The sequence below is a fragment of the Spirosoma knui genome (assembly GCF_054780635.1).
This window is the reverse complement of the sequence record NZ_BAAGVY010000019.1, coordinates 25135-41352: the sequence shown is the minus strand read 5'-3', so window position 1 is coordinate 41352 and position 16218 is coordinate 25135. Positions and strand designations below refer to the sequence as shown.

The 16218-nt window shown below is 50.6% G+C and carries 19 protein-coding genes and 1 pseudogene; 5 read left to right on the top strand and 15 right to left on the bottom strand.

The annotated features are described in order from the left end of the window. The first annotated feature begins 35 nt into the window (after positions 1–35). Both ACYVIY_RS26710 and ACYVIY_RS26705 read left to right on the top strand, forming a co-directional pair. Positions 36–569, top strand: a complete 534-nt coding sequence (locus ACYVIY_RS26710; RefSeq protein WP_460979641.1) for a hypothetical protein — start codon at positions 36–38, stop codon at positions 567–569. 89 nt (positions 570–658) lie between these two features. Continuing rightward, positions 659–2200, top strand: coding sequence for a PKD domain-containing protein (locus tag ACYVIY_RS26705; RefSeq protein WP_460979640.1), 1542 nt, complete (start codon positions 659–661; stop codon positions 2198–2200). A gap of 195 nt (positions 2201–2395) precedes the next feature. Here the strand turns inward: ACYVIY_RS26705 and ACYVIY_RS26700 are convergent, their stop codons facing one another. The 3 genes and pseudogenes from ACYVIY_RS26700 to ACYVIY_RS26690 form a co-directional block, all read right to left on the bottom strand. Next, positions 2396–2728: a hypothetical protein gene (locus tag ACYVIY_RS26700; protein ID WP_460979639.1), complete on the bottom strand. Its 333-nt coding sequence runs from the start codon at positions 2726–2728 to the stop codon at positions 2396–2398. A gap of 712 nt (positions 2729–3440) precedes the next feature. Then, positions 3441–3913, bottom strand: a pseudogene (locus ACYVIY_RS26695) (SDR family NAD(P)-dependent oxidoreductase). Positions 3914–4105: 192 nt separating this feature from the next. Beyond that, entirely contained in the window at positions 4106–4354 is a 249-nt protein-coding gene (locus tag ACYVIY_RS26690) for a hypothetical protein (protein WP_460979638.1), read from the bottom strand. Positions 4355–4548: 194 nt separating this feature from the next. Here ACYVIY_RS26690 and ACYVIY_RS26685 point away from each other — a divergent pair, with 194 nt between their 5' ends. The 3 genes from ACYVIY_RS26685 (at position 4549) to ACYVIY_RS26675 (ending at position 7790) form a co-directional block, all read left to right on the top strand. Beyond that, the gene (locus ACYVIY_RS26685) at positions 4549–5622 is read left to right on the top strand and encodes a GNAT family N-acetyltransferase (RefSeq protein WP_460979637.1); all 1074 of its coding nucleotides are present in this window, start codon (positions 4549–4551) and stop codon (positions 5620–5622) included. Positions 5623–5685: 63 nt separating this feature from the next. Next, on the top strand, positions 5686–7068 hold the full coding sequence (locus tag ACYVIY_RS26680; RefSeq protein ID WP_460979636.1) for a histidine kinase: 1383 nt from the start codon (positions 5686–5688) through the stop codon (positions 7066–7068). Next, positions 7065–7790 carry a LytR/AlgR family response regulator transcription factor gene (locus tag ACYVIY_RS26675; protein ID WP_460979634.1) on the top strand — a complete coding sequence of 242 codons (726 nt, stop codon included), beginning with the start codon at positions 7065–7067 and terminating at the stop codon, positions 7788–7790. Before ACYVIY_RS26680 ends, ACYVIY_RS26675 begins: the two co-directional genes overlap by 4 nt. Before the next feature lie 284 nt (positions 7791–8074). Here ACYVIY_RS26675 and ACYVIY_RS26670 read toward each other — a convergent pair whose 3' ends face one another. The 12 genes from ACYVIY_RS26670 to ACYVIY_RS26615 form a co-directional block, all read right to left on the bottom strand. Continuing rightward, complete coding sequence (locus ACYVIY_RS26670; RefSeq protein ID WP_460979633.1) at positions 8075–8575, bottom strand: hypothetical protein; 501 nt, start codon at positions 8573–8575, stop codon at positions 8075–8077. Between the two features lie 200 nt (positions 8576–8775). Further along, on the bottom strand, positions 8776–8952 hold the full coding sequence (locus ACYVIY_RS26665; RefSeq protein ID WP_460979632.1) for a hypothetical protein: 177 nt from the start codon (positions 8950–8952) through the stop codon (positions 8776–8778). A 111-nt stretch (positions 8953–9063) separates the two neighbouring features. Then, a complete protein-coding gene (locus tag ACYVIY_RS26660) occupies positions 9064–10344 on the bottom strand; it encodes a Y-family DNA polymerase (protein WP_460979631.1) in 1281 nt (426 codons plus the stop codon). 3 nt (positions 10345–10347) lie between these two features. Further along, positions 10348–10797, bottom strand: coding sequence for a translesion error-prone DNA polymerase V autoproteolytic subunit (gene umuD / locus ACYVIY_RS26655; RefSeq protein WP_460979630.1), 450 nt, complete (start codon positions 10795–10797; stop codon positions 10348–10350). A gap of 83 nt (positions 10798–10880) precedes the next feature. Beyond that, positions 10881–11180 carry a hypothetical protein gene (locus ACYVIY_RS26650; RefSeq protein ID WP_460979629.1) on the bottom strand — a complete coding sequence of 100 codons (300 nt, stop codon included), beginning with the start codon at positions 11178–11180 and terminating at the stop codon, positions 10881–10883. A gap of 3 nt (positions 11181–11183) precedes the next feature. After that, entirely contained in the window at positions 11184–11834 is a 651-nt protein-coding gene (locus tag ACYVIY_RS26645) for a hypothetical protein (RefSeq protein WP_460979628.1), read from the bottom strand. Between the two features lie 473 nt (positions 11835–12307). After that, a complete protein-coding gene (locus tag ACYVIY_RS26640) occupies positions 12308–12676 on the bottom strand; it encodes a hypothetical protein (protein WP_460979627.1) in 369 nt (122 codons plus the stop codon). Between the two features lie 114 nt (positions 12677–12790). Next, positions 12791–13201: a hypothetical protein gene (locus ACYVIY_RS26635; RefSeq protein WP_460979626.1), complete on the bottom strand. Its 411-nt coding sequence runs from the start codon at positions 13199–13201 to the stop codon at positions 12791–12793. Between the two features lie 55 nt (positions 13202–13256). Further along, positions 13257–13646 (bottom strand): hypothetical protein, encoded by a 390-nt coding sequence (locus ACYVIY_RS26630; protein WP_460979625.1) that lies wholly within the window; start codon positions 13644–13646, stop codon positions 13257–13259. A 99-nt stretch (positions 13647–13745) separates the two neighbouring features. Then, complete coding sequence (locus tag ACYVIY_RS26625) at positions 13746–14414, bottom strand: hypothetical protein (RefSeq protein ID WP_460979624.1); 669 nt, start codon at positions 14412–14414, stop codon at positions 13746–13748. 134 nt (positions 14415–14548) lie between these two features. Further along, complete coding sequence (locus ACYVIY_RS26620; RefSeq protein WP_460979623.1) at positions 14549–14758, bottom strand: hypothetical protein; 210 nt, start codon at positions 14756–14758, stop codon at positions 14549–14551. Between the two features lie 51 nt (positions 14759–14809). Continuing rightward, entirely contained in the window at positions 14810–16174 is a 1365-nt protein-coding gene (locus ACYVIY_RS26615; RefSeq protein ID WP_460979622.1) for a toprim domain-containing protein, read from the bottom strand. Between the last annotated feature and the right edge of the window lie 44 nt (positions 16175–16218).

The window sequence follows — 16218 nt, the reverse complement described above, 5'->3', positions numbered from 1 at the left end:
ACACCATTACTCCCGCCTGTCCCGCCTGACTAATCATGATCCAATCAAGCCATTTGTTAATTACCGGTCTAAATACTCCCCTCACCCGGGTTGGTCGGCAGCGTACTACAGACGATACGGTTCATCCCAAAAGGGTTCTTGGCGCTCCGAGAAGTTACCTCGCCATCACCTTTGCCGGGATAACCCGAACGTACGTCAACCTGGGCCCTTGTCAGTTTTTCCAGAAAGACCCCATTGAACTTTGGTCTCTAAAGGCCGGCGCTGGTCACGATAACTTCTTATCCATTGCCGTGAGTGATCAATGGAGCGGTTCTTTTGCCTTCGGCCGTGATCAACCCCAGCAGGAGCGGATCAGTATCGTTACGTATGGCCTTGGTCAATTCGTTTTCTCCTCCTGTTATACGCGGGCCGATCAACCCGGTGAGTATTTACTGACTCAAGGCATGGTGCAGGTGAAGCACGACCAAAAACAGATGTTCATCAAAGGCATGTTCCTAGGAACGTTGATGCCCCTTCACACCGCCCCCAGCCTAGCACCCATCAGCGGGCACTTCTGCCTGACCCGCTGATTTTATGAATAAATCCATTGATCAAGGTGCTTTGGCACCGAACTCAATTCAAACTCATTTTCCACCAGTTGTTTTTACCAGCTCATCTCATGTACTCCTTTTTCCAATCTGTCCAAACTCAGTACCGCGTTAGTACGCTCACCGGCTCAACGCGCCTGACGAGTCAACTCCTCGCCCGTCAGCTCCCGTTCCTGCTTCTGTTTGCTCTTTTGAGTATAACAAGCTGCAAGAAACCCATCGCTCCCCAGCCCGCATTAACCATTAATGCGGGCGCGGATCAACACGTGTCCGTTGGTCAACTGGTCACCCTGGAGGGAACTGTCGTTTCTTCCGACAATACGGCTCCCTTAACCTTTCAGTGGTCTATGGTTCGTCAGCCCGCTACCAGTAGGGTAGTGCTGGCCCCGGCCAAGGGGGGGAAAGTTACCTTTACGCCCGACGAAGTTGGTGAGTATGAACTGAAGCTGACCGGCTCAGATGGTTCAGCTACCCAAACCGACAACGTTGTAATTACCGCTTCGGCGGCCCAGCCCTTGACTATCGATAAAGACATTACGGTCCAAACGGTGTTGGCCGATCGGATTGCCAATCCCAATCTACCCGATTACATCGTCTCGAAAAGTATTGCGGTGAAGCACCAGCTGACCTTGCAGCCGGGGGTAGTGATTGCCTTTGAGCGCGACGTTCGGCTGGATGTGGTGGCTACCGGTGGCAGCCTGATTGCAAGGGGTACGTCGGAAAAGAAAATTCGGTTCGTGGGCCTTAGTCCGGTTAAGGGGTACTGGGCCGGGATCATTCTTTTCTCGGCCAGCAACGCCAACACACTCGAACAGGTAGAGGTACTCCATGCGGGAAGTCAACCCTTATCCGATAACAAAAAGGCGGGGCTGGTCCTGTTCAAGGAAAGTCAGATCAGTTTGAAAAACTGCCTGTTTGCCCAACATGGAGGCTATGGCTTGTTTGCCAGCGAAGAATCAATTCTTCGTGAGTTTGCGACCAACACATTTGCCGATAATACCGAAGCAGGCATTCTACTAGCTACTGACAACGTAGCGAAACTAGATGCGGCCTCCATCTTCACCAGCGGCAACGGCAGGAATGTGGTCGAAATCAATGGCCCCTACCTAGGCGGTCAGATGCAGGTTGATGAGATTGTTTGGGGTGGATTCACCGACAAAACACCATACCGACTACTGAATGATGTGATGGTGCGAGCGGCCTGGAAGCTCAGCCCGGGCGTAACAATTGAAGTCGAACGGAACGCATCCATTCATATTAACGAATCAGGCTATCTCCAAGCCATAGGGACTCAAACGCAACCCATCCGCTTCAAAGGAGCGGGTACCACGGCCGCCTACTGGAAAGGGATCTTGTGTCTGTCGGCCAGTAATCAAAACCGCATCGAAAACGCGGAGATCTTGAATGCGGGTAGCTCCTCGATTGTGGGAGGTCAACAAGCAAACTTAGCTATTTATGGGGAAGGAGCCACAATGGACGTCCGTACAACGCACGTCGGGGGCAGCGGTGGCTACGGAATCCTGGTGGGGTTCGGTGCCAGAATTAATGATGATGTGGTCAGCAGCAACACATTTACCGGCAACGCCCAGGCCAATGTCGAGTACACAAACTAAATCAACCAGGGCGGGTGGTTACCATACAGGTTGGTAATCACCCGTCCATCTACTACAAGCACAATAATCGCAAAATGTTGTGCTCTCGCTACTGGCCACCCTGCCTAGCTGCGAGGAGAAACGTCTCGAAGTAATCATAACGCCTAAACCACCGCAACTGTCGAAGCCGGGCGTTGTCCGTGAAAAAGGAACACCCTAGGGTGCCTTATCCCAGAAAATAACCAGCGCAGCCAGACCGAGCCGCATCTGCACGATACTACCTTCGGCGGATTTCTGATACTTGGCGTTATCGGAAATGGCCTTGTTCTGACTCTTCAAACTATCCGACGTGCTGGCGATCTGTTTGTCGATGGCCGCGATCGAGCGGCCGTACTCCTCGGCGGTGATCGTACCCGCTTTGAATTCCTTATCGGTCGCTTTCTTTTCCTCCCGAAGCCGGGTCAGGTTCGTCTTGAACTGGGCGACGGCTTCGTCGGCTTTCTTCGCGTCGAAGATTGCCTCGAAGATGAGGACATCAGTCTCAGTCATAATCAATAAAAGGGTGTGGTGGGATAGTAAAACAAGCACAGCTAACCACAGCCGTCAGGCAAAGGCTTCGTCTAATGTGCAGAAAAAAACGGGTGATTTTTCCAGCACAGTAAATAGCATTCTAAAGCCGCGCTCAGCTACAATGAACGCGGCTTTTGCGTGAACTGATTATTTCAGTACAGCTTGCCCCTCACTAGAGACCCTGTTAAATTTTTGGATACAAATGATCTCACTACAGATTATCGGCCCTGTTGAACTTACCTAGCTGGGGTTGAAAGTTTGTCGATAGAGGCCAGTCAACTCCTTTTTGAGTATACCCAGCAGTTTTATAAAAAGTCTATTTTTTAGCAACTATTTCTCGGATCAATTCGGTCAAATAACGAATTTTATGGTCTCGCGACGGCACAGTATGCCCTACAGGGAAAGGGGCAATTTATTGCACGCATTTAAAAGCTAACTCGCTGTTATTGACTAATTTGAAGTAAGATCATTCGCCGACAAAATCGTTCGCGAAAACGTCGCTACATTTTGTAATGGTTGCGAATCATTCGTTCGTAGAGTGCAGTGGGCAGTAACTGCTTAAGCAAAACAGATACCTTTTCGATTGGTTTGCCTACTCGATACATGCGCGCTACTGTGGGGGACTGAATGATCTGGTTAATGAGTGGGCCAAATACGCTGGCCTTTATTCTCTCATCAACGCTTTGATCAATTAGCTCGTACGTTCGTTCGAATGTGGCATTATATACGCTGTCAGGCGACAAGACAGTGCGCAGCCGGTTTTGTTAATGTCGGTGCGGACCCCGCCGGGGTGGATAGAGCAGACCCGAATACCAAACGAGGCTAACTCCAGCCGCAGCGTTTCGGTTAGCCGATCAAGTGGGGCTTTAGTAGCACTGTAGGCACCCGATAGGGAAGGCCGGCTTCGGCCGCAATGGAGCTAGTATTAATCAGTATCCCTGATTGCTGCTGGCGCATCGACGGAAACACTGCCTGTGTTACCCGTAATACACCTAGCACGTTCGTATCAAACACCCGCTCTACATCGGCCAGATTCAACTCCTCTCTCTATTGGCCCAGAGCAATACCCAGCCCGGCATGGTTAATTAACACGTCAATCCGACCCGACTCGGCCAGAATTTGCGTAACTGCCTGCTGAACGCTCGACGTACTTATTGCATCCATTTCTAGCATCCGGAACGATTTTCCAGTCAGTGATGAACGGAAAGTTCCATAGACGGTTTAGCCCCGGCCACTCAGGTAAGTAGCTATTGACTCGCCTAAACCGGTGGAGGCACCGGTGATTAGCACAACACTTGCCATAAGTATATTTTTTTGATTCCAACCCGAGCCCGATACCAACGCCCGGTAGATCCTTCAAGCGGCCGTATCAGACACCAGCTGGTTGATCGTGTCGAGCAGTTCCGGCTGCTCGGCCGTCTGGTATGCCAGCTCCATATCCAGTAATTGAACGGCCCGCTGCAGCACTAGTTGCTGAACTAGACTGGGTTTAAAATCCGGGGTAGTCAGTTGCTGCGACAGAGTCGCCAAAGCCGGTAACGAAAACAGATAACTCAACTCCGCACCATTCATACTCCTCACCATTCCTTGTCTATCGGTCTTCAAGAAATAGTCAAAGTTAAGCACAACTAAATTTACTAAACGGAGCCCATGCCAAACCATTCATATGGAAGGACAAACGCCTTTACTGGCGGGACGAACCAGTTTTGCACCGTTTACTCAACAAGTCGCGATCGAAAATAGTCCTTAAATCCGCCCTACGAATGAAGTATATTTAATACCATTTTCGTTGAGTGGTTATGCAATTTATCAGTACTCCAATCTCCAAGCCGATCGTACTGCATGAACAAAACGGCCTGGCTTTATCGGTGTCTAGTCAGGCTGATCCGCAAAGCGTTTCCTTACTGACCCAGACACTTTATGGTACGGATGGCATTCGGTATCACCAGACGGGACAGGCTAACCGGATTAAGCAGTTATCAGATCCGCTCTTCTTTCAACTCTACGACAATCATCAGACGCTAATTGGACTGTATTGTCTGGATAAGCGACCGGTTGGCTTTCGGGGCGAACTAGTGCCGGCTTATTATGGGCGTTACCTCGCCGTACGCGCTGATCAACAAGGCAAAGGGTTTGGTCAGTTGCTTAAAGCTACGGCTGTTGAATACGTGCAGGCTCGCCAGTCGGATCCGTACCTGTTCTACTCGTACATAGAAGCCAAAAATACGCGATCAATGGCTGCATCTTATCGGGCTGGTTTTACTTCGGTCGCTCAGTTGAGTACGTATCTATTCCGGCGGTTTACCCCCCGCCCCGACCGACGTGTTCGGCCACTACAACCCGCTGAATCGGCACTGGCTCATCAGCTGGTAGCCGATCAATACGCACAGTATGGCTTTCAGCATTTTGCGCGCATCAATGCACAGCGTCCGTTCTTCGTGCTGGAAGAACAGGGACGGGTCATGGCGGGGGTGCAGGCCAGTCCAATTCAGTGGGAGCTGGTGCACCTGCCCGGGCGGCTGGGTTCACTGTTGCGATACGTAGCACCGCATGTGCCAGGCCTGCGTCGGTTTTTCAATCCCGCCAGTCAGTTATTTCTAACGCTGGAAGGGGTTTGTGTGGCTCCCGGTCGGGCCGACCTGCTGGCTCCGCTACTAGAGAGCGTGATGGCCCACTACAACATGCATACGGCTATGTGGCAGATCGATGAGCGTGATCCGCTACGATCGCTGCTGGCCACGTCCGGGATGGGTCCCCTGAGCGGTTTTCAAGCCGGGGTAACCACGCACGTAATGGCCAAAGCAATCGATCTGCCCGCGTCGATCACCCTGGACCGTGACCCGGTCTACGTCTCCAGCTTCGACTACTCTTAACCGGACGGCGTTGTACTGTTCTCCACTCATTTAGTACCAGCCTACCGGCTGTATATATTGTTCATGAATCAAGGTAGTACTCCATTGGGTGAGTTGCTGGCCCGGTCCCGCCAGCAACTCACCCGTCCCTTCTCACAGGTGCAGCGTCGACTGCTACAGTTGATCAACCTGGCTTATCTGGCCCTGATGCCTATTTTTCTGATTAGTGAGAAGATGGCTACGGGTGTTTACGTGCCGGATAATCGGCTCTGGCTGGTATACGGTTTTGTATGGTTTACCAATCTGGCATCGGCTCTCTACCTATTTAGTCGCCGGACCAGCGCCAACTCGTTCGATCAGCATTCGCGGCTGGAAATCACGCTTCGCTGGGCCAGTGTGCTGTCGGTGATGCTGATGAGTTTTGTTAATCTGATCGGCATAGGTAATCCGTCGACGGACTCCTTGCTGACTGATTTTGCGCTGGCTCACTCACTGGTCCTGCTGGCGGGTATGGTACTGGGACGACTCGCCATGGGCATCTGGACGGCCGTCGTACTGGGTGTGCTGGTCTACACGACGTTCGTCCAGCTGGGCTACCATTATCATTTTCACTATCTGACCCCTGGTGAAGCCCAGCAATATGAGCAGGCACTCGATCGGCAGCAGACCTGGGCACTCCGCCGGCAGGCCGAACTGAAACGTACTGGTCTCAACCCGCCGGCAGCGTCGCGCTACTTCAATACATGGCTAATTTTCATACTGGTAGCGGCCGGTACGGCGTATTTCTTTGCTGGTGTTGCCCGTGACTTATCGACGGTTATTCCGCAGGTGGCCGATGACATGAATCAGGCCATCGAAGCAACGAAAGAAGTCGAAAAGCAGCGCCTGATTCAGGAGCAGGAAATTCTGAGTACTGAACTGAGGGTACTACGGGCGCAGGTCAATCCGCATTTCCTGTACAACACCCTGAATCACTTCTATATCCGTTCGCTAGAGGTCGACCCTGAACTGGCCGACTCGATTGTTAAACTCTCGGATATTATGCGCTACAGCATGCGTGATGACTTTCAGTCGGCAGCGCTGACAGACGAGATTAATTACATGGAGCAGTATATCAGTCTGCATCAACTGCGGTATCCTCTCCACGTTGATTTTCGGGTTACAGGTGATCCAGATCAGCAGCGTATTCTACCCCTGCTGTTAATAGGTTTGGTAGAAAACGCGTTTAAACATGGTACGATGAGCGATCCAAACCATCCACTCATCATTCGCCTGCATATTCACGATGATCGAATTGAATTTTTCAGCTCGAACCTGAAAAATAAAAAGCAGCGTGTCAATTCTAACCGGATCGGGCTGACCAATATGCAGCAACGACTTGAACGAGCCTATCAGCATCAGCAATTCAGGATTGACCAGTCGGACGATGTGTTTTCCTGCCACCTAATTATTTATACCCAGTCGTGATTACTTGTCTGATCCTCGACGATGAAGAACTATCTGTTGGTCTTCTTCGCCAGTACATTGCCAAAATTCCTCAGCTCGATCTGAAAGCCTCCTTCACCGATCCAACCGAAGCATTACTTTACCTGGAAAAGCACTCCGTCGATCTGATTTTCCTGGATATTGAAATGCCCAACTTTGCCGTCGATGGTCTTGATTTTATTCGGATCGTGGGGGATAACCAGCACTACGTATTCACGACCGGCTACCCGCAATATGCGCTGTCAAGCTACGACTACAATACGGTCGACTTCTTACACAAGCCATACACCTTCGAGCGATTTGCCAAATCGATACAGAAAGCAAAACAGGTATTGGCCGCTAACAGAACTGATTCCCCGGAAGCAGACACATTTACCTATATCCGGGTTGACGGCAAGTTGCAACGAATTGACTTTGCGGAGTTGTGCTGGATCTCCAGTGAACGGAATGGTATCTGGCTCTTCACAGAGACGGGGCAGTTCAACACTCCCTTACAGATCAGCGATATGGAGACTCGTTTGCCCGAACAGCAGTTCGTACGTATTCACAAATCCTACATCATTTCCCTGAACAAGGCGGACATGATCAACAAAGATTATGCATATGTTCAACGGCAGGGAACACTGCATGAGATTCCTATCGGGGATACCTACCGGAAAGAGTTTATTTCGTTGCTGGAACGCAAGATTAAAAAGAAAGGGTAAAGCAAACTCGCAGTCAGTCATGGTCTCTGACACTTCTACGAGCTCATTTTACTATCTGTCTGTATATGACATGCTCAACCACGCTGAACCGATGGGCACCTTGCAAGCTTTTCCGGAAAGCTTCTGCTTCGATCTTGGTGGTGAATCGTCTGGCCCCATTAGGATTAAATGTCATCTCATAGGGCTGAACAATGCCCCGATAGTATATCGCCATTGGTTCGACGGCCTTCGTGCCGGGCACTTCCGCGCCGATGACAAAAACAGTTTCTAGAGACTTCAACTTACTATTCATCTTTGAGAGGCTTACTACATTCACCCGCGCCGGCGGACCGGTGAAAGGCATAATCCTCGGCACTTAAGTTTTGCCGCATGAACTCATCCATACCCATATCGTGTCGCTCGAGGAGGTAGCGCAAAAAGGGGATGCTACGTTTGGCTTTATCAATTCCTTCCTGTTGCATAGTCCGGCGCAGGCCCTCATGCGGTATCCCCGCCAGATATTCCTCAAAATAGATTTCAAGCTGTTCACGAGCAGATCGACTTTCCGTTGCTGGGTCGATCTGCTTTTTCAGCCAAGCAACCAGATCATCTATCGAATCGATCGATTCTTCTTGAGCAGAATCAGCCAGTTTATTGAAGACAGCCAGTTCATTCGCCCGCTGATAGTATCGATAGCTGGCGTTACCGATCCGAAACATCCGGGCCATGTAATCGCGTTGACTTTCGGGCAATTCAGCCAGCGTAGCTGCCTGCTGTTGGTTATATTTCTCGATAGGATGGCGCATGGATACTACAGAGATGGCATTGTCAATTTTGATGAATCAGTATAGACCGTACTTTCTTTTTCCGTCATAGGCTTACCTTCTATAAAACGGGTAATTCGGTATATCTGCTCGTACTCAATCTTAATCCGCTCTCGTTGGGTTGGAAGCTGATTTTTTAAGATCACGTCGCACAACATACCATCTTCTGTGAACTGGGCATTCTATATAGCATCGTGGTTGAGGAAAAGCGGAGCCTGATACCAGCGCGTAACAGCCCGGTCAGTGGGTAGCTGTACATCGAAATAATTCGTATATACCCAGTAGTAGCACTCCGGATCGGCGATTTCGTCCATCATTTTCTGAAGCAGATCAGATAAACTGCTCTCCGTTTCCACCATGGTATATCAGTAATACGAATTCAAAGCGATTTGAATTATTGGCTTCAAAGTAACTAATTATTTTAAATCCCTAATCCTAATAATTTGTACACGGTCAATTAAATAAATTGCTCAATAAACGGTTAGAATATCTTTCCAGCGTGTTGTGTAGCAGGGCGATACCCACTGTCGTTTCGTTTGCCACGTGGGATCGTTACCCTGCGCGGCCAGCCGGACCCTGTCCCGCCCGTGTCGATGATTCAAGCGGTCAATAACCCGGTAGAGGTTGACCAGCCGCTCATCGGGTACGTTGTTCGTCAGTGATGTTTGTCGGTACGTATCGGGCACCAGATCGGACAGGATAATGCCAACTTTCTGGTAAGCATAGCCAAACTTGTAAATCGATTTCAGAGCGGCAACGGCATACGTCGTCAGGTCTGCGTTATTACTGACAGGGTGCGGCAGTTGTACCGTTCGGCTTCCATAATACTGCTTGGCCAGTTCGCCATTTGGTGATCGCCGAAACCGGTTTGTGTGCAGGAACACCGTCAGAGTACCAGCAACTGACTGCTGTCTGCGGAGTTTTTGAGCAGCCTTGGCAACATGAGTGCTCAACCCCTGAACGAGGGTGTCATAATCGGGTATCAGTCGACCGAAACTGGGTGCTGAACAGATCGCTTTTTTGGCCGGTGCGTTGACTTCGAGCAATTTGCAGGGAACACCCCGTAGTTCGTAGGCCAACCGCAATCCATTCACCGTGAAATGCTGACTGATCCAGTCGTCAGGGGCATCCCGAAACTGCGCGGCCGTACGGATATCGTTGCGCCGGAGTAGAGTGGCGTACCGGGACCCGATTCCCCACAAGTCCGCAACCGCAAACTCACGCAAAACCTCATCGATCTGATCGTATGTGTTCAATGACAAAACGCCATTATGTGCTGTCACTCGCTTAGCGAAGAAGTTGGCGACCTTACATAGCGTTTTAGTGGGTGCCAGTCCGATACTAACTGGTATGCGCTGCCACTGCGCAATCGTTTGCCGAAGCTGCCGGGCGAATTGTTCCAGATCAGGATAGATACTTTCGTAGCCGTATAGATTCAGGAACGCTTCATCGATTGAGTACACTTCAACCTCCTCCACGTAGCGGCCGATGGTTGCCATGATCCGGGCTGACATATCGCCGTACAGGGTGTAGTTACTGCTGCAAACATGAATGGTATGCTCCTTCCGTAACTCGTCAAGCTGGAAATACGGAACGCCCATTTTGATACCCAGTGCTTTGGCTTCGTTCGAACGGGCGATCACGCATCCATCATTATTTGAAAGCACAACAACCGGCTGATTGTTAAGTTTCTGATTAAAACTACGTTCACAGGAAACGTACATATTGTTGACGTCGAGCAGGGCCAGCATAGGCTATCGAGATTTCTGAATGACCCAGGTGACGACACCGAACACCCGAAAATTTTCTCCTGCCTGTACCTGAATCGGCGGATAGTTAGGATTTGACGACAGCAGCAACAGCACCTCTCCCGCTCGTTGAATACGTTTTACTAGATTTTCCCCGTTTAGACTGACGATGGCAATGCGCCCATCCACCTGATCGTACGAACTGTCGACAATGAGAATATCCCCCGCTTCTATGCGGTCGCCAGTCATCGAGTCGCCAGCCGCCCGGACGAAGTAGGTAGCTTCGGGATTACTGACACACAGATCGTTGAGATCGCACACCCGCTCGATGTAGTCAGTTGCCGGAGATGGAAATCCGGCCTGTACCCACGAGCCGTAAAACGGAAGTGCATGGTGTGTCAGCGTCCGTAACCTTATGGGTACAGGCGGAAAATGGTGTTCAGCGCATTCATCCATAGCCATTATCGTATATGTAAAATATACATTAAGCGGCTATAATATAACTTTGTTATTGTTTACGCAAATTTTGGCAACGATGGCTATCCCAATGGATGCAGCAACCGATTCATAGCCTGCTTTTTTTCAGACTCACCTAGGCCATAAAAATGCACTGTGTTGTCAACAAGGCGGATGCCATCCCATCTTCCCATACTGTCCCGGTAGATGACTTGATAACCAGCCAGTGTGCCTATTTCAGCCTGTTTATCGGCAAGAACAAACTCTATATCGTTTGTCACGCTGCGATTACCCAAATCCAGGTCCTCAATAGCGATGATATTGCCCTCAACAGTGTACGTATAATCGGCGGAAAATGAACGGTTTCTGGAAGTAGACTTCACGCTTTACCTACAGTTTATTCGAATGTTAAAGTAGCGTAGCTGATCGCCGAAGCGCTCACAGTTGACTTTACGTTGCCGTAGCACGGCCTGCCGCAGTTTCTGCTGCGTGTATTGCCCACCGACGGTCAATTGATTCGTCTGACAAAAATCATTCAGTTGCTGCTGATCAAACCGACTGCCGGGACCGAGTTTTAAGTTAATAGTTGCCTGCTCCTGACTGGTTCTTGCGCTTAATTTGGTACGCAGTTCACTGACGACCTCACGTACGATGGTTCCGAAACTGGTTACGCCCCGAAAGCTGACGGCATAATCCCAGTGGTTATTGGCCAGCAATCGTTCGTATAGCCGTGCGTTTCCGATAGTATGGATAGTTCGCACGGTTAGATACCCGTTGCGTTGAATCGATGATAGTGTTTTATCGTCGTTCAACTGGTAATCGAGCTGGAAAAATCGACCGACCGACCGAATTAACCAGTCCCCTGTCCATTTTTCAACCGGTACGCTACCTGCCAGCCGTCCCCACTCCTGCTCACCTTGGTAGAAATGTACGCTCGACTGCGCGATGTCTATACTGATTCGATGGCCGTTGACGATGGCGAAGTCGTTGGCCGAACGACTGGTTTGAAGGGCGTAAAGTGAAACGTGTTGCTGCATGAGATGGCACTTGTTTCCTGTCGGAAAAAGGTCAGTCATGCATTCACCGGATTTAGCTACGTCATGACTGACCCAGCCAAAGATACTTCTTTTGCGACTAGAAGCAGCCCGAGTGCGCAGAGGACCACGATCAGCAGCCTGAATCTTCCGGCTGCGTCGTATTCTAATACAATTCAACAATTTGCTGGAAACAGCCCCGTTTCCATCCGATCTTAAAGCAATCAACGAAGCTAGCTGTGTGACATTTTGTTGGGCGGTTGTCATAAGTAAATTATCAAGCGTCAGAGGATTGTCTACCAGCCAAGCGAAGCAGTGATAGTAGTACAATGCATAAACCAATCAGAAGCAGCATGAGACAGTCCGTTGTTAACCCTGAATCATCATAAATCCAGTCTTGAATAAACGCACGGTTCTGGCCAATCAGAGAACAAGGGTAACGAACCATCAGGGCAGCAAGTACAGTCATAACAGGATCAACCGTTTACTGACTCGACGGCCGCTACTTCCTTCTGTTCGCTGAGTAGCTGAGCTTCTTCCAGCGCCCAACGGAAATAGCCTCGCCGGTAATCAGCCATCAACTGACTAGGGCTGCTGTAGCTGTAATCCAGTTCGACCCGGCTCAGCCGCATCAGACTTTCGGTCTGCTCGTCACCCGTAAAGCAGCCAATGTCGTGCCCGTTGACCAGTATTACGCTTATGATTGGCAAATCCTGCCCGTTTGTAGCTGAGTGGATCTCGTAGACCATGCCGACACTACCGGCCGCATTCGGCCCGAACGGTTCCAGCGTTTGAACAACATCACCAATCTGGTACTCATTATGGGTTAGTTTCTGTTCATTCATTGACTTATCGTACATTCGTTCATTAAGGTTTTCACCATATCAAAGATATACATTTCATTTATTACTAGTGGTATTTTTAAATGATATATATTTAAAAATACCACTAATAGAACGTTATAAACCATCTAGTGGGATGCTCTCATCATCGGTCATTGGCGAACCAGTCGAAGGAGGAAATGGTAGGTAAAAACCCAGAAATTCAACTTGTTGGGTCAGTTCGGCAAGAGACCAAGCTGGCGGACAGAGCCGTCCGGTTTCGGTGGTTCGGTGCCATAGGGCACAGCCATAAATAACGTGACCAGAATTCCGCAGCCGGAAGGCGGGCGGTATGTAAACCGTACGGAGCGCTTCTTCGTCGCAGTAGGCCGCGTCAGGGCATTGTTCAGATCCAGGAATCAGGGATTGCTGCCCGGCAATTGTCAATCGGCGCGCGCCTAGTTGCTGACAGATTTCGGTCAGCGTTTCTCCAACGGTCACTAGGTAAACGGCTTCGATATATGGGTCTATTTTCAGGAGTTCGATCATAATATCGCACAATTAGAGGTTACAAAAGGGGGTACCCGGTCGGGTGCCCCACGACTTACCAGGCGATAATTCTGATTGGCGTTGGCCGGTAGGGTATCAGCCCAAGAAACTCGATCTCACGCTGCACTTGCTCCAATGGCGTAGCAGGCGATACCGTATTGCCTTCTCTGTCGCAGCCAGCCCAGACGCCGTTCCGATACAGAATCTGCCCGGTTGATCGAAGGCGCAAGGCAGGGAGTTCTGGCTCGTCGGGAAGCATATCCGTACAGAAGATACCATCCCGGTTCGGTTGCCGGGCCGTCGAATCGATCAGGTCACAGTCGATTAACTCATACAGTCGTTTCAATGAGCCGTCGTAAGGAACCACTGAGACGCACTGGCTGATTACGTCGATCAGGTACACCTGAAGGGGCTGGCGGACAGGAGACTTGGAAATTGTGTTCATGAATGAAAAGACAACAGACGATTAGCCGGCTGGTGAGCCGATACGATAAGAAATGAAGATGAATAGTAGAGCCGGACGAATCGCCCGGCTCTGGACCAGCTAGTCGGCGACAGATTCCGTGTCGGCATCGATGTCGTAAACAGCCTGTTCGGGGTTCGACAGACTGTCGACAAACGGGTTGAACACATGCCGGGCTACCTGCGTCTGTGCTTTGTCGGTCTGCGTATCGCGCCGGTAGAGGTTGACCGTCTTCACATACTCGGTCATTTCCTTCGTCCGATCCTTGTCGGCCAGTTGGTAGGCAAACGAAGCGATGTAGTAGGTTCCTTTCGGCTGCACTTTGGTGTTCTCCTTCTTGTCGGCATTCACCGTCAGTACCACCTCGTTCAGTTTGATGCGGTTGTACACGAGGGGCGTAATCAGTTGTTCGAGATTGGCCACGCTAAAGTTGTGAAACAGAACGCACGACACGCAGTCGAAGTCGTCGATAAAAAACAGCTCAGCCCATTTTTTCAACCCCTGCCCCAGGATATCGTCGGTGAAGATTCGCCAGGCAACCGGCTGAAACGACAGCGACGTACCCACCTTCTCGACGTTGTTTTCGTCGTAATGAACGGAAAATTTACCTTCCTTGGCATCGAACCGGTACTGCTTGGGATTGCCGTCGATGTACAAGTATTTATCCTGAATTTCACCCGATTCGGTATCGAGCGTCTGAAATGGACCAACCAGCGATCCAGCCACTGAAGAAACAAGTGACGTAGTCATTGCATCGCCCGAAGTAACACGTCGGTGCCGCGCTTGGAATACATTACAAAGATACGAACCTGTCGTTCACAATCAAACGCAAATTACTGATTTACAACCATTTATACACACCTTCACTCCCTTTCGTCTATTGGTTACGGAGTCACTTTGTTCGGTATGGTGTCTGTATGCTGAGTGATTTCCAGTCGTAACAAACGCAGGCCATAGGTGATTCTGAGTTTGTCAGAGCCTGACAGGTGCATACTATCGCTGGCCTTGCCGATGCGCCTGATCAGTTCCGTCAGCGCTCGTAGTTCGCCAGCGTCGACTGGCAGCGTAGATGTATCCATCGAATGAGTGGTCATACCTGTCTGAGTGTGTTAGTAGTTTCGTCGGGTGCATAAAGGGTAATGCAATCAGCCAATTCGCAGTGAAGCGGTTTTTGTAGATTTTGCTGTCTGAGCGAGTGTTTTGGCGGGTTTGTTGAGTTGAGCTTGCAGTTCCTCGTTCCAGTCTTTGGCCAGCGGGCGTTTGATAATCAGTTTGTCGGTGAGCCCCCGACTCTCGATAGTTAGCCTCTCGATCCGCGTAAGCATTGGTCGGTGGTTGGGCAGATGAATCGTCAGCAGGCTTCTGGTCCCCTGCTGAACGGCAGCGTCGGCCGTTGCCTGATTCATGTCGGGTGTGTATCCCCGGTTCAGGGTAGTCAGTATCTGCTGCTGCACGGCGTCTATGTGAGCTTTGCGCTGCCGTTCGTCGAGCTGCGAGAGATTCAGGTCGACAGACAGTGTATTGCTGTGCTTCTGGTTGCTGACACTAAACCGCTGATCGGTCTGCTCCGTGGTTTGCCCCGGCAACTGAAGGCGCCCGGCCCAGCTTATATTAAACCGGATGCCACTATTGTCGTTGTCGTGCGCCAGAATGATCTGTTCTGGTTTAACACGATCAATCAGCCGTTGTACGGTCAGGGGTTGCAGCGAGGACGGTTGGCCGCCCGTGGCCACGTAAAGCCGGTCGTACGGTTCTTTCGGCGGGTGCAACTGGTGATAGGAAAGCGCGTCGATTGGACTTTCACAGATCAACAACTCCTTTGGCTGATGGCCCTTGGGCAGGTTCGACACCCAGACACTTTCCAGCCGCTCACCCCAGGTATGCCCATTGACCAGCCCCGTCGGGCTATCATTCTTCAGCAGGATAGCCGTCGTCCCCTGTTCATTTTCCATCGGAAACACCGTATTGATGACTAGTTCGCCCGTTTTCCGGCTGGTGAATGCCTTGTTGAAAATTTTGCCGAGGAACGCCCGGTGGCCAATAGTGTCGACGGTCAGCCCGCGTTTGTTCATCAGGTAGTCCGTATTGGTCAGCGGGTCGAGCCGGAAATAGTGAGACATGGCGTTACGCCGGGTTGCCTCGTTGGCGGGCTGACTGTCGGGTGAAGCTGATGGCTTGTTGCTAAGCATGTGCGACAGGTCGCCTTGGTACTGCCCCAGGTATTCGTGCAGTTGCTGCCAACCTTCCTTTGCTGACGTATCAATATTCAGCTTGCCGATTACGTAATCGACGATAGTCCCTTTATCGCGGCTGTCGTCGGGGTTGTAATAGAAGTATTCGCTGGTTTTCTGGTTGTGTCCGATAATCAGCTTGCGGCCTTCGGCATTCTCAAGCACCGGCCACCGCCGGGTCGATTTGCGCCGATCTTTGGCGAAGCCCTCGGTTTCTAGAAACTGAACCAGATCAATCTGTTGCTTATAGTCGGACAATTGCGGCCGTGTAGTCGTCATGGAGGTTAGGAAGAGAAACGTTGAGTTAATTCGGTCGGTGGATG

Excerpts from the sequence above, each read along its gene's own strand:
- ACYVIY_RS26615 (WP_460979622.1), bottom strand. The coding sequence starts at position 16,174 with ATGACGACTACACGGCCGCAATTGTCCGACTATAAGCAACAGATTGAT.
- ACYVIY_RS26645 (WP_460979628.1), bottom strand. The coding sequence starts at position 11,834 with ATGCAGCAACACGTTTCACTTTACGCCCTTCAAACCAGTCGTTCGGCC.
- ACYVIY_RS26635 (WP_460979626.1), bottom strand. The coding sequence starts at position 13,201 with ATGATCGAACTCCTGAAAATAGACCCATATATCGAAGCCGTTTACCTA.
- ACYVIY_RS26660 (WP_460979631.1), bottom strand. The coding sequence starts at position 10,344 with ATGCTGGCCCTGCTCGACGTCAACAATATGTACGTTTCCTGTGAACGT.
- umuD (WP_460979630.1), bottom strand. The coding sequence starts at position 10,797 with ATGGATGAATGCGCTGAACACCATTTTCCGCCTGTACCCATAAGGTTA.
- ACYVIY_RS26685 (WP_460979637.1), top strand. The coding sequence starts at position 4,549 with ATGCAATTTATCAGTACTCCAATCTCCAAGCCGATCGTACTGCATGAA.
- ACYVIY_RS26640 (WP_460979627.1), bottom strand. The coding sequence starts at position 12,676 with ATGAATGAACAGAAACTAACCCATAATGAGTACCAGATTGGTGATGTT.
- ACYVIY_RS26625 (WP_460979624.1), bottom strand. The coding sequence starts at position 14,414 with ATGACTACGTCACTTGTTTCTTCAGTGGCTGGATCGCTGGTTGGTCCA.
- ACYVIY_RS26705 (WP_460979640.1), top strand. The coding sequence starts at position 659 with ATGTACTCCTTTTTCCAATCTGTCCAAACTCAGTACCGCGTTAGTACG.
- ACYVIY_RS26630 (WP_460979625.1), bottom strand. The coding sequence starts at position 13,646 with ATGAACACAATTTCCAAGTCTCCTGTCCGCCAGCCCCTTCAGGTGTAC.
- ACYVIY_RS26700 (WP_460979639.1), bottom strand. The coding sequence starts at position 2,728 with ATGACTGAGACTGATGTCCTCATCTTCGAGGCAATCTTCGACGCGAAG.
- ACYVIY_RS26670 (WP_460979633.1), bottom strand. The coding sequence starts at position 8,575 with ATGCGCCATCCTATCGAGAAATATAACCAACAGCAGGCAGCTACGCTG.
- ACYVIY_RS26710 (WP_460979641.1), top strand. The coding sequence starts at position 36 with ATGATCCAATCAAGCCATTTGTTAATTACCGGTCTAAATACTCCCCTC.
- ACYVIY_RS26665 (WP_460979632.1), bottom strand. The coding sequence starts at position 8,952 with ATGGTGGAAACGGAGAGCAGTTTATCTGATCTGCTTCAGAAAATGATG.
- ACYVIY_RS26620 (WP_460979623.1), bottom strand. The coding sequence starts at position 14,758 with ATGACCACTCATTCGATGGATACATCTACGCTGCCAGTCGACGCTGGC.
- ACYVIY_RS26680 (WP_460979636.1), top strand. The coding sequence starts at position 5,686 with ATGAATCAAGGTAGTACTCCATTGGGTGAGTTGCTGGCCCGGTCCCGC.